Genomic DNA, 10,900 nt, shown 5'->3' with positions numbered 1-10,900 from the left:
CCCCCCCCCCCCCCCCCCCCCCCCCCCCCCCCGGCCCCCCCCCCCCCCCCCCCCCCCCCCCGCGCGCCCCCCCCCCGCCCGGGCCCCCCCCCCCGGCGGCGTCGTCTCACCGCGCGTTGGGCACTTCATAGCCCAGTTTGCCGACCTGGTCCGGGCGCTGCGGCACCCGCTTGAGCTTGTCGGTATTCACTCCGTACTCGTCGCGCAGGCGCTCGGCCAGCTCCTTGTACAGCGTCTTGTCCATGTCAGGCCGACGGGCAAAGATCCACGCCATCTCGCGGCCCGGATAGCCGATCAGTGCCCAGGAGTAATCCGGCGCCACTTCCAGAACGCGCGAATGGGTCGGCACCACGCGGTAGAACCAGGTCCGCCAGCCATGGTTGCCGCTGTCCGGGTCGACGCTGGCACGGGCGCGGATCTCCTGTTGCGGTTCGCTGAAGCCGTTGCGGTAGCGGTAGGTGATGGCAACCTTGTGATCGTCGCGCAGCGCGTACTCGTTGACGCTGGCAACGTGACCGCGCTCGACGAAGTTCGGTACGCGGCCGATCACGTACCAGGTGCCCATGAAACGTTGCAGATCGATCGGCGCGTTCGGATCGGGGGCGCGGGGCGCCGCGGCACGCGGCGACGGCGGATCGCTGGCAGCCAGCGCCGGGCCCGCCAGGGACAGGGCCAGCAGCACGGCGCAGAGCGGGCGGATCGAAGTCATGCGGGAGCGGGCTCCAGTGGGCTTGCACGCGCATGGTCGACTGTGTGCACGCGGTCCGTCAATGGTGTCGCAGCGTATGAGAAGGCCCTTGCCCAAGCTGTGTCGCATTGTCCACCGGAGAAACCCGCATGAGCGCACGCCTCACACGCCGCCCCTCGACTGAACGCGTCAGCGAACGCGCCGATCCGCGCCTGCTGCGGGGTGTACAGCATCTGGCACTGGCCGGCGTTGCACTGGTCCTGGTGTGGCCGGCCGCCCGCGGCAGCAGTGCCTGGCTGGGCTGGCTGCCCCTGTGGCTGATCGGCATGCCGCTGGTGGCCTGGTGGGCGTTGCTGCGCTGCCCACTGCCATCGCTGCGGCGGCGGTCGTCCCGTCGTACCGGTGGACAGGCGCGCCGCCGGAGGGCAGCCGGCGCGCGCGGCCGGCGCGGCGCGACGGCGGCGGCCTGACCTTCGACACGGGGGCGGTGTCCGGATCCGTGCTAGCGTTCCACGGCTTATGACTGCCTGGAGCTGCAATGTCACGACTCGCTTCCGCCTGCCTGCTGGCTGGCATGATGACCGCTGCCTCGGTGGGGACCGCCGTGGCTGCTGAAGATACCGACCGTTATGCCTGGCTGGAGGACGTCACCGGCGACAAGCCGCTGTCCTGGGTCAAGGAACAGAACGCCAAGGCCGAGGCGCGCCTGGCGCAGACTCCGGCCTTCAGGCAGATGGAGGCCAGCATCCGTGAGGTGCTCGATTCGGATGCCAAGATTCCCGGCGTGCAGAAGATCGGCGACTACTACTACAACTTCTGGAAGGACAAGCAGCACGAACGTGGCCTGTGGCGGCGCACCACCCTGGCCGAGTACCGCAAGGCCTCGCCGCAGTGGGAAACCGTGCTTGACCTGGACGCACTGAACAAGGCCGAGGGCGAGAACTGGGTCTGGCACGGCGCCGACTGCCTGCGCCCGGACTACAGCCGCTGCCTGATCGCGCTGTCACGCGGCGGCGCGGATGCCGATGTCACCCGCGAGTTCGATCTGTCGACGAAGCGCTGGATCGAGGATGGCTTCTTCCGTCCCGAGTCGAAGGGCGGCCTGAACTGGATCGATCGCGATACCGTGTTCGTCTACACCGATTTCGGTGCAGGCACCATGACCACCTCCGGCTACCCGCGCGTGGCCAAGCTGTGGAAGCGTGGGACGCCGATGTCGTCGGCCAGCGTGGTGTACGAAGGCAAGCCGGAGGACATGTACATCGCGGCGATGCACGATGACACCCCGGGCTTCGAGCGCAACCTGGTCAGCCGCACGCTGGCGTTCTACAACAATGAGGTCTACCTGCGCGGCGACGATGGCACGCTGACCAAGATCGATGCGCCGAACTCCGCCGAGAAGGGCCTGCACAAGCAGTGGCTGACCCTGGAGCTGCGCGACGCCTGGACCGTGGGCGGCAGGACCTACGCATCCGGCTCGCTGCTGGCGACCCGGCTCGATGACTTCCTGGCCGGCAAGCGTGACTTCGAGGTCCTGTTCACCCCGACCGCGACCACCTCGCTGGCCGGTGCGACCTGGACCAAGAACCACCTCGTCCTGAACGTGCTGGACGATGTGAAGAATCGCCTGTCCGTGCTGACCCCGGGCGCCAATGGCTGGCAGAAGAGCGCGTTTGTCGGCGCGCCGGCATTCGGCACTCTGGCCGTGGGCGCAGTGGACAGCGACGACAGCGATGCGGTCTGGCTGACCGCCACCGATTATCTGACGCCGACCACCCTGGCTTTGGCCGAGATCGGCAAGGCACCGGAAACGCTGAAGACCATGCCGGCCTTCTTCAATGCCGAGGGCAAGGTGATCGAGCAGCACTTCGCCACCAGCAAGGATGGCACCCGTGTGCCGTACTTCGTGGTGCATGCCAAGGACATGAAGCTGGACGGCTCCAATCCGACCCTGCTGTACGGCTACGGCGGTTTCGAGATTTCGCTGACACCCAGCTATTCCGGTGGCATGGGCCGCGCCTGGCTGGAGAAGGGCGGTGTGTACGTGGTCGCCAACATCCGTGGTGGCGGTGAGTACGGCCCACGCTGGCACCAGGCGGCGCTGAAGCAGAATCGTCACAAGGCCTACGAGGACATGGCCGCGGTGGCACAGGATCTGGTCAAGCGCAGGATCACCAGTGCCAGGCACCTGGGCGTGCAGGGCGGCAGCAACGGCGGCCTGCTGACCGGCAACATGCTGACGCAGTACCCGGAGCTGTTCGGTGCGGTGGTGGTGCAGGTTCCGCTGCTGGACATGAAGCGCTACAGCCACCTGCTGGCCGGCGCGTCGTGGATGGCCGAGTACGGCAACCCCGATACCAGCGACTGGGAGTTCATCAAGACCTTCTCGCCGTACCATCTGTTCGACGCGAAGAAGAACTACCCGCCGGTGCTGTTCACCACCTCCACCCGCGATGACCGCGTGCACCCGGCCCATGCCCGCAAGATGGCGGCGAAGATGATCGATGCCGGCAAGGATGTGACCTACTACGAGAACATCGAAGGTGGTCATGGCGGCGCAGCCAACAACGCGCAGGCCGCGCACATGGCGGCCCTGGCCTACAGCTTCCTGTGGGAGCGCCTGGGCGGTAAATGACGAAATGAAAAACGCCGCCCCCGGGCGGCGTTTTTCATGGGCGGCGCTGCGCGCTCGCCGGGCATGGCCCGGCGCTAGCGGAAATGTTGCAGCCCGCGCGCGATGCGCTCCACCGCTTCCTGCAGCCGCGGTATTTCCTGGGTATAGGCCAGGCGCACATGCTGGTTGGCGCGGTGGAAGCCGAAATCCAGGCCCGGGGTGAACGCCACATGCTCGGTTTCGAGGAAGTGTGCGCAGAACGCCTGGGCATCATCGGTGAACGCACTGACATCGGCATACAGATAAAACGCGCCCTGCGGCTCCACCTCGATGCGGAAGCCCAGCTCGCGCAGCGCCGGCAGCAGGAAATCGCGACGCTGGCGGAAGGCCTCCCGTCGCTGTTCGAAGATCGCCATCGATTCATCGGTGAAACAGGCCAGGGCTGCATGCTGGGCGATGCTCGACGCACTGATGTACAGGTTCTGCGCCAGCTTCTCCAGTTCGGGCACCGCTGCGGGCGGCGCCACCAGCCAGCCCAGGCGCCAGCCGGTCATGCCGAAGTACTTCGAGAAACTGTTCAGCACGAACGCGCTGTCATCGACCTGCAATACGCTGGCCGCGTCCACGCCGTAGGTCAGGCCGTGATAGATCTCGTCCACCACCAGGTGCCCGCCGCGTGCGTGCAGTGCGCGTGACAGCGCCGCAAGTTCATCGGCCGACAGCACCGTGCCGGTGGGGTTGGCCGGCGAGGCGACGAGTGCGCCGACGCTGTCCGTGTTCCAGTGCTGTTGCACCAGCGAGGGTGTGAGCTGGTAGGCGGTCTGTGGACCGACCGGGACCAGCTGTGCGGCACCTTCCACCAGGCGCAGGAAATGCCGGTTGCAGGGATAGCCGGGATCGGCCAGCAGCCAGTGCCGGCCCGGGTCGACCAGCAGGCTGCTGGCCAGCAGCAGCGCGCCGGAGCCGCCAGGAGTGACCAGGATGCGTTCCGGATCCACATCCAGCCGGTAACGGCTGCGATAGAAACCGCTGATCGCCTGGCGCAGCGCAGGCAGGCCGCGTGCGGCGGTGTAGCGCGTGTGCCCGGCGGTCAGGGCCGCCTGGCCGGCGCGCACCACCGGCCCGGCCGTGGTGAAGTCCGGTTCGCCGATCTCCAGGTGGATGACATCGTGGCCGGCCTGTTCCAGCGCCTGCGCGCGGGCCAGCAGGGACATCACGTGGAACGGAGCGATTTCATGGCTGCGCCGGCTGTAGACCGGCGGGTGGGGCAGGGTACTCATGCGCCCATGGTACGCCGACCGCTGCCGGCGGGTCCGCACCGTGACGACCTGCAGGGTTGTGGTGCCGACGGGATTGGGGTCAGATCGCTGTTCGGGGAAAGGGAACCGATCCCGTCGAAGACCATTGCATTGAAGCGCCTGGAGCCTTATCTCATGAAGTCCACCCTCTGCCTGTTGCTCGCCAGCCTGATGACCAGCACCGCTACCGCCGCCCCCCTGCCTGTTCCGCCGGACGCCGCCCGGCATCCGCACGAGGTCAAGGCCCCGTTCGGCGCGACCCGCAACGACGACTATTACTGGCTGCGTGACGACAAGCGCGCGAACAAGGACATGCTGGCCTACCTGCAGGCCGAGAACGCCTATGCCGACCAGGTGCTGGCGCCGTTGAAGCCGCTGGAAGACGCGCTGTACAAGGAGATCGTCGGCCGCATCAAGCAGGATGATTCCAGCGTGCCGGCGCGCGAGCGCGGCTACTGGTACTACAGCCGCTTCGAGAGCGGGCAGGACTACCCGATCCACGCACGCCGCAAGGGCAGCATGGATGCTGCCGAAGAAGTGCTGCTGGACGTCAACGCAATGGCCGCCGGCAAGGGCTACTTCAATGTCGGCTCGATGGAAGTCAGCCAGGACAACCAGCTGCTGGCCTGGGCCGACGATGACGTGGGCCGTCGCCAGTACACGATCCGCTTCAAGGACCTGCGGACCGGGCAGGTGCTGCCCGACGTGATCACCGGCAGTTCCGGCGACCTGGTCTGGGCCGACGACAACCGCACCGTGCTGTACGTCGAGAACGATCCGGAAACGCTGCTGACCGTGCGCGTGAAGAAGCACGTGCTGGGCACCCCGGCCAGCGCCGACACCGTCGTCTACGAAGAGAAGGACGACAGCTTCTACATGGGCATCGGCCGCACCCGCGACGACCACTTCATCACCATCGGCGTGCACAGCACGGTGTCGTCGGAAGAGCGCTACGCGCCGGCCAGCGACCCGACCACGTTCACCGTGCTGGCGCCACGCCAGCGCGACGTCGAGTACGACGCCGACCACTACGATGGCCGCTGGGTGATACGTACCAACGACAGTGCAAAGAACTTCAAACTGGTCACCGCACCGACCGATGCCACCTCGCGTGCGCAGTGGAAGGACTGGATCGCGCATGACGATGCGGTGTTCATCGAAGGCTTCGAGCTGTTTGATGGCTTCACCGCCATTGCCGAGCGCTCCGAAGGCCTGGAGCGCATCCGCCTGCTGTTCAAGGATGGCCGCAGCGACTACGTGAAGGCCGATGAGCCGGCGTACTCCATGGGCCTGGGCGACAACACCGAGGCCGATACGCCGTGGCTGCGCTACGTCTACACCTCGATGACCACCCCGACCACTGTGTTCGAGCTGAACACCGCCACCGGCGAGCGCCGCCAGCTGAAGGTGCAGCCGGTGATCGGCTATGACGCATCGAAGTACGAAACCGAACGCGTCTGGATCACCGCGCGCGATGGCGTGAAGGTGCCGGTGTCGCTGGTCTACCGCAAGGGCTACCAGAAGGACGGCAAGGGCGCGCTGTTCCAGTACGCCTACGGCAGCTACGGCATGTCGATGGACCCGTACTTCAACCAGACGGCAGTGAGCCTGCTCGATCGCGGCGTGGTGTATGCCATCGCCCACATCCGCGGTGGCCAGGAGATGGGCCGCGACTGGTACGAGAACGGCAAGCTGCTGCACAAGCAGAACACCTTCAACGACTTCATCGACGTTACCCGTGGACTGGTGGCGCAGGGCTGGGCGGCGAAGGATCGCGTGGCCGCGTCCGGTGGCAGTGCCGGTGGCCTGCTGATGGGGGCGGTGGCCAACCAGGCGCCGCAGGACTACCGGGTGATGGTGGCGCAGGTGCCGTTCGTGGACGTGGTCACCACCATGCTGGATCCGACCATCCCGCTGACCACCAACGAGTACGACGAGTGGGGCAACCCGGAGCAGAAGCAGTACTACGACTACATGCTCTCGTACTCGCCCTACGACAATGTCAGGAAGCAGGACTATCCGGCGCTGTTCGTCGGTACCGGCCTGTGGGATTCGCAGGTGCAGTACTGGGAACCGGCCAAGTGGGTGGCCAGGCTGCGCGACGACAATACTGGCCATTACCCGATCCTGTTCCGCACCAACATGGAGGCCGGCCATGGCGGCAAGTCGGGTCGCTTCCAGCGTTACCGCGAGCTGTCCGAATCGTATGCCTTCGTGCTGCAGCAGCTGGGTATCGCAGCACCGTGATTGCGGCGGGGTGCCGGGCGTTGCCGGGCACCCCGAACCGTTATCCTTGCGAGCATGAGCCTGCCTGAACCGCCTGCCGCCCAGGACGCAGCCCCGACCCGCCGGCCGGTGCGTTTCCGCTGGGCATGGTGGCTGCTCGCCTATGTCAGTCTCGGCACCGGCATTGTCGGCATCTTCGTGCCGGGGCTGCCGACAACCGTATTCATCCTGATCTCGGCATGGGCCGCCTCGCGCGGCTCCGAGCGGCTGCATGCCTGGCTGCTGCAGCATCCGCGCTTCGGGCCGGCCATCAGCAACTGGCAGGCGCATGGCGCGGTCAGCCGCTACGGCAAATGGATGGCCACGATCACCATGGCGGTCTGCGCCGGGATCATGCTGTGGTGCGTGCCGATCGCCTGGGTGAAATGGTTTTCCATCGGCAGCATGACCGTGGTGGCGATCTGGCTGTGGACGCGGCCGCTGCCGCCGCAGGACTGACCCTTCCGCCGGGCATGGCCCGGCGCTGCCATGGGGGCCGTACCCTCCACCAACCGCTCAGCCGGCAGTGGCTATACTCGGGGCATGAAGATTCCCCATCGAAACGCCATCCTGATTCCGCTGGCAGCGGCCTCGCTGCTGTTCCTGTCCGCCTGCGGCAACAAGGGCCCGCTGGTGCTGCCGCAGAAGCCGGTGCCGGTGGAAGAGACCGTCGAGCCGGCCACCGATGCCGACGGCGAAGCCACCCCGCCTGCCACCCAGGACACGGGTGACGGCAGTCCGTCGGTGACCACGGACCCGGTGAAGAAGGTGGACGACGGGAATGAGTAAGACCGGTTCCACCGCGCTGCGTTTCAGCAAGATGCACGGCGCGGGTAACGATTTCGTAGTGATCGACCTGCGCGACGGCACCGCGCCGCCCACGCCACAGCTGGCCGCGCGCCTGGCCGACCGCCACACCGGCGTGGGCTGCGACCAGATCCTGACCATCGAGGCCCCGCGCGTCGAAGGCTCGGTCGCCTCGTACCGGATCTGGAACGCCGATGGCTCCAATTCCGAGCAGTGCGGCAACGGCGCGCGCTGCATCGCGGCCTGGCTGGTGCGCGAGGGCAGTGCCCAGGGCGATGCATTCGTCATCGACAGCCCACTGGCCAGCCATGCGGTGCAGGTGCTGGGCCAGGGCCAGTATGCGGTGACCATGGGCGTACCCGCATTCGAACCTGCCAGCGTGCCGCTGGTCGGCTTTGCCCACCCGCGCGAGGAGTATCTGCTGCCGCTGCAGGGCGAGAGCGTGCGGTTTGCTGCGGTGTCGATGGGCAATCCGCATGCCGTGATCGAGGTGGGCCTGATCGATGCGGCGCCGGTCGAGCGCGTCGGCGCGCTGCTGCAGCAGCATGCCTCGTTCCCGAAGTCGGTGAACGTGGGTTTCACCCAGGTCATCGCGCCGGACCACGCGCGGTTGCGCGTGTTCGAGCGGGGCGTCGGCGAGACCCTCGCCTGCGGCAGCGGCGCCTGTGCAGCCGCAGTCACCCTCATGCAGCGCGGTCGCCTGCAGCGCGATGCACGCATCAGCCTGCCCGGCGGCGAACTGCGCATCCAGTGGCCGGGCGAGGGGCAGCCCGTGGTGATGGCCGGCCCCACCGCATTCGTCTTCGAAGGGGAGTGGATCGCATGACTGAGACCGTCGACAAGCTCGGGGCCCATGAAGTCGCTGCCTGGTTGCGGCGCCATCCGGCCTTCCTCAAGCAGTTTCCGGACCTGGCGCTGACCCTGGTGGTGCCGCGCGATGACGGCCCGACCGCATCGCTGGCCAGCTACCAGCTGGAGCTGCTGCGGGAAAAGAACCGCGAGCTGGCGCGACGGTTGGCCGATCTGGGCGCGACCGCCCAGGTCAACGAACGGCTGGCGGTGCGCACCCACCAGCTGACGCTGGCACTGATGAAGCAGGGCAGTGCCGCCGATACCCTGCGTGCGATGGCCGCCTCGCTGCAGGAGGATTTTGCGGGTGATCTGGTGCGACTGGTCGTGCACGTGCCGGTGGCCGGGCTGGAACAGGCCGAATGGCTGCAGGTCATCGCGGCCGACGATCCACGCCTGGGTCCCTTCCGTGATTGCCTGAAGGACGGTGAGCCGATCTGCGGCCGCCTGCAGCCGGAAAAGAACGCGGTGCTGTATGGCGCGCGCAGTGAGGAGGTGCAGACCACCGCCCTGCTGCCGCTGCCGGGTGTCGGCCTGATCGCGGTCGGCAGCCATGACCCGAACCGCTTCTACCCGGGCATGGGCACGCTGTTCCTGCGCATGATGGGCGAGGCCCTGGCCACCGGCCTCAAGCGCTTCCAGGACTGAGCGGAGCGCGGCGGCGATGAGCGCGGTCATGGCGTTCCTGCAGCACCTGCAGGTGGAACGGCGGATGTCGGCGCATACGCTGGACGCCTACCGTCGCGACCTGGATGCGCTGGCGGCATGGGCCGAGCCGCGGGGCGTGCCGGTGGAGGCGCTGGATGCTGACGCCGTGCGACAGTTCGTCGCCGATGAACATCGCCGGGGCCTGTCGGCCAAGAGCCTGCAGCGGCGGCTGTCTGCCTGCCGCAGCTTTTATGCGTGGCTGCTCAGGCATGGCCGCGTCGAGGTCAGTCCAGCGGCCACCCTGAAGGCACCGCGAGCGCCGCGCAGGCTGCCGCAGGTGCTCGACGCCGATGAAGCAGTGCAACTGGTCGAACTGGAACCGGAAGGCGAGCTGGGGCGACGCGACCGCGCGCTGCTGGAGCTGTTCTATTCCTCCGGCCTGCGCCTGAGCGAGGTCTGCGCATTGACCTGGCGTGACCTGGATTTTGCCAGCGGACTGGTCAATGTGATGGGCAAAGGCAACCGCCAGCGTCGGGTACCGTTCGGCAAGCCGGCGCGCGAGGCACTGCTTGCGTGGCGCAGCGAAAGCGGCGGCGCCCCGGCCACCCCGGTGTTTCCGGGCCGCAACGGGCCGATCAGCCAGCGCGCGGTGCAGATCCGCATCCGCCAGCTGGCGCAGCGGCAAGGGCTGTTCAAGCACGTGCATCCGCACATGCTGCGGCACAGCTTCGCCAGCCACATCCTCGAGTCGTCCGGCGACTTGCGCGGCGTGCAGGAACTGCTGGGGCACGCCGACATCGCCACCACGCAGATCTACACCCATCTGGATTTCCAGCACCTGGCCAAGGTCTACGACGCTGCGCATCCGCGCGCCAAGCGCCGCCGGTAGCGCCAATCCACGCCCGGCGGCAGTGGTAGCGCCGGGCCATGCCCGGCGGATGCAGCGGCCGCTGGCGCCCGAGCCCTGAACGGCAGCCATCCGCGCAGGCTTGATCGGCCCCGGCGCTGTCCCCATGTCCCGGGAACAGCTATCGGAGGCCGCATGGACCCCAGTCAGAACCCCAACGTTTTCCACGCCACCACCATCGTCTGCGTGCGTCGCGGCGAGCATGTGGCCATTGCCGGCGACGGTCAGGTCACGCTCGGCCACACCGTGATGAAGGGCAATGCGCGCAAGGTGCGCCGGCTGGGTCGCGATGGCCAGGTGCTGGCCGGTTTCGCCGGCGCGGCCGCCGATGCCTTCACCCTGTTCGAGCTGTTCGAGGCCAAGCTGGAAAAGCACGGCCAACTGCAGCGTGCCGCCGTCGAGCTGGCCAAGGACTGGCGCACCGAGCGTCGCCTGGGCAAGCTGGAAGCACTGTTGGCCGTGGCCGACAAGGAAACCTCGCTGATCATCAGCGGTACCGGCGACGTGATCGAGCCGGAAGACGGCATCATCGCCATCGGTTCCGGCGGTTCCTACGCGCTGTCGGCGGCCCGCGCGCTGATGGCGCACACGGCGCTGGATGCGCGCACCATCGCCAGTGAAGCGATCAACATCGCGGGCGACATCTGCATCTACACCAACCGCAACGTGGTGGTCGAGGAGCTGTGACGCTCCCTGATCCGCCGGGCATGGGCCCGCGCGACCCGGCCCGCCGACGGGTTTTTGTGTTATAGGCAAAACAAAAATTATCCCGACCCCAGGGAAAAATAGCAATTTAAACACCCCCCAATCACCCCCCCCGCAAA

Annotated in this window: 11 protein-coding genes and 1 pseudogene; 9 read left to right on the top strand and 3 right to left on the bottom strand. The window is 67.4% G+C overall.

Annotation, left to right across the window (positions count from 1 at the left end):
• Nucleotides 1-106: 106 nt before the first annotated feature.
• On the bottom strand, nucleotides 107-709 hold the full coding sequence (locus tag ACVOME_RS18220; protein ID WP_053519815.1) for a lipocalin family protein: 603 nt from the start codon (nucleotides 707-709) through the stop codon (nucleotides 107-109).
• A gap of 128 nt (nucleotides 710-837) precedes the next feature.
• Between ACVOME_RS18220 and ACVOME_RS18215 the strand changes: the two genes are divergently transcribed.
• Both ACVOME_RS18215 and ACVOME_RS18210 read left to right on the top strand, forming a co-directional pair.
• On the top strand, nucleotides 838-1,158 hold the full coding sequence (locus ACVOME_RS18215) for a hypothetical protein (protein ID WP_053519814.1): 321 nt from the start codon (nucleotides 838-840) through the stop codon (nucleotides 1,156-1,158).
• A gap of 68 nt (nucleotides 1,159-1,226) precedes the next feature.
• Nucleotides 1,227-3,323 (top strand): prolyl oligopeptidase family serine peptidase, encoded by a 2,097-nt coding sequence (locus tag ACVOME_RS18210; RefSeq protein WP_164150656.1) that lies wholly within the window; start codon nucleotides 1,227-1,229, stop codon nucleotides 3,321-3,323.
• Between the two features lie 74 nt (nucleotides 3,324-3,397).
• On the opposite strand, the gene ACVOME_RS18205 is transcribed toward ACVOME_RS18210, so the two are convergent.
• Together ACVOME_RS18205 and ACVOME_RS18200 are read right to left on the bottom strand one after the other, a co-directional pair.
• The gene (locus ACVOME_RS18205; RefSeq protein ID WP_481505371.1) at nucleotides 3,398-4,582 is read right to left on the bottom strand and encodes a pyridoxal phosphate-dependent aminotransferase; all 1,185 of its coding nucleotides are present in this window, start codon (nucleotides 4,580-4,582) and stop codon (nucleotides 3,398-3,400) included.
• A gap of 146 nt (nucleotides 4,583-4,728) precedes the next feature.
• Nucleotides 4,729-4,794, bottom strand: a pseudogene (locus tag ACVOME_RS18200) (hypothetical protein); the annotation flags it as partial.
• Here ACVOME_RS18200 and ACVOME_RS18195 point away from each other — a divergent pair.
• From ACVOME_RS18195 to hslV, 7 genes are all read left to right on the top strand, one after another.
• A complete protein-coding gene (locus ACVOME_RS18195) occupies nucleotides 4,772-6,847 on the top strand; it encodes a S9 family peptidase (protein WP_428992323.1) in 2,076 nt (691 codons plus the stop codon). The pseudogene ACVOME_RS18200 and the gene ACVOME_RS18195 overlap by 23 nt on opposite strands.
• A gap of 54 nt (nucleotides 6,848-6,901) precedes the next feature.
• Nucleotides 6,902-7,324 carry a YbaN family protein gene (locus ACVOME_RS18190; protein ID WP_053520181.1) on the top strand — a complete coding sequence of 141 codons (423 nt, stop codon included), beginning with the start codon at nucleotides 6,902-6,904 and terminating at the stop codon, nucleotides 7,322-7,324.
• Nucleotides 7,325-7,408: 84 nt separating this feature from the next.
• The gene (gene lptM, locus ACVOME_RS18185; protein ID WP_481505370.1) at nucleotides 7,409-7,654 is read left to right on the top strand and encodes an LPS translocon maturation chaperone LptM; all 246 of its coding nucleotides are present in this window, start codon (nucleotides 7,409-7,411) and stop codon (nucleotides 7,652-7,654) included.
• A complete protein-coding gene (gene dapF, locus ACVOME_RS18180; RefSeq protein ID WP_065175178.1) occupies nucleotides 7,647-8,498 on the top strand; it encodes a diaminopimelate epimerase in 852 nt (283 codons plus the stop codon). The genes lptM and dapF overlap by 8 nt, the downstream gene beginning before the upstream one ends.
• Nucleotides 8,495-9,169 (top strand): DUF484 family protein, encoded by a 675-nt coding sequence (locus ACVOME_RS18175; protein ID WP_065175177.1) that lies wholly within the window; start codon nucleotides 8,495-8,497, stop codon nucleotides 9,167-9,169. The genes dapF and ACVOME_RS18175 overlap by 4 nt, the downstream gene beginning before the upstream one ends.
• A 16-nt stretch (nucleotides 9,170-9,185) precedes the next feature.
• Nucleotides 9,186-10,058 (top strand): tyrosine recombinase XerC, encoded by an 873-nt coding sequence (gene xerC / locus ACVOME_RS18170; protein WP_065181770.1) that lies wholly within the window; start codon nucleotides 9,186-9,188, stop codon nucleotides 10,056-10,058.
• Between the two features lie 153 nt (nucleotides 10,059-10,211).
• The gene (gene hslV / locus ACVOME_RS18165; protein ID WP_053520176.1) at nucleotides 10,212-10,763 is read left to right on the top strand and encodes an ATP-dependent protease subunit HslV; all 552 of its coding nucleotides are present in this window, start codon (nucleotides 10,212-10,214) and stop codon (nucleotides 10,761-10,763) included.
• Nucleotides 10,764-10,900: the final 137 nt, after the last annotated feature.

It is taken from the genome of Stenotrophomonas sp. STEN008 (assembly GCF_056760435.1).
The sequence above is the reverse complement of the archived record's forward strand: the minus strand, read 5'-3'. Positions and strand labels throughout refer to the sequence as shown.

Bases quoted from the DNA above. Each gene is read 5' to 3' on its own strand.
- ACVOME_RS18220 (WP_053519815.1), bottom strand. From the start codon at position 709: ATGACTTCGATCCGCCCGCTCTGCGCCGTGCTGCTGGCCCTGTCCCTG.
- ACVOME_RS18210 (WP_164150656.1), top strand. From the start codon at position 1,227: ATGTCACGACTCGCTTCCGCCTGCCTGCTGGCTGGCATGATGACCGCT.
- ACVOME_RS18175 (WP_065175177.1), top strand. From the start codon at position 8,495: ATGACTGAGACCGTCGACAAGCTCGGGGCCCATGAAGTCGCTGCCTGG.
- lptM (WP_481505370.1), top strand. From the start codon at position 7,409: ATGAAGATTCCCCATCGAAACGCCATCCTGATTCCGCTGGCAGCGGCC.
- ACVOME_RS18205 (WP_481505371.1), bottom strand. From the start codon at position 4,582: ATGAGTACCCTGCCCCACCCGCCGGTCTACAGCCGGCGCAGCCATGAA.
- xerC (WP_065181770.1), top strand. From the start codon at position 9,186: ATGAGCGCGGTCATGGCGTTCCTGCAGCACCTGCAGGTGGAACGGCGG.
- ACVOME_RS18215 (WP_053519814.1), top strand. From the start codon at position 838: ATGAGCGCACGCCTCACACGCCGCCCCTCGACTGAACGCGTCAGCGAA.
- ACVOME_RS18195 (WP_428992323.1), top strand. From the start codon at position 4,772: ATGACCAGCACCGCTACCGCCGCCCCCCTGCCTGTTCCGCCGGACGCC.
- hslV (WP_053520176.1), top strand. From the start codon at position 10,212: ATGGACCCCAGTCAGAACCCCAACGTTTTCCACGCCACCACCATCGTC.
- ACVOME_RS18190 (WP_053520181.1), top strand. From the start codon at position 6,902: ATGAGCCTGCCTGAACCGCCTGCCGCCCAGGACGCAGCCCCGACCCGC.
- dapF (WP_065175178.1), top strand. From the start codon at position 7,647: ATGAGTAAGACCGGTTCCACCGCGCTGCGTTTCAGCAAGATGCACGGC.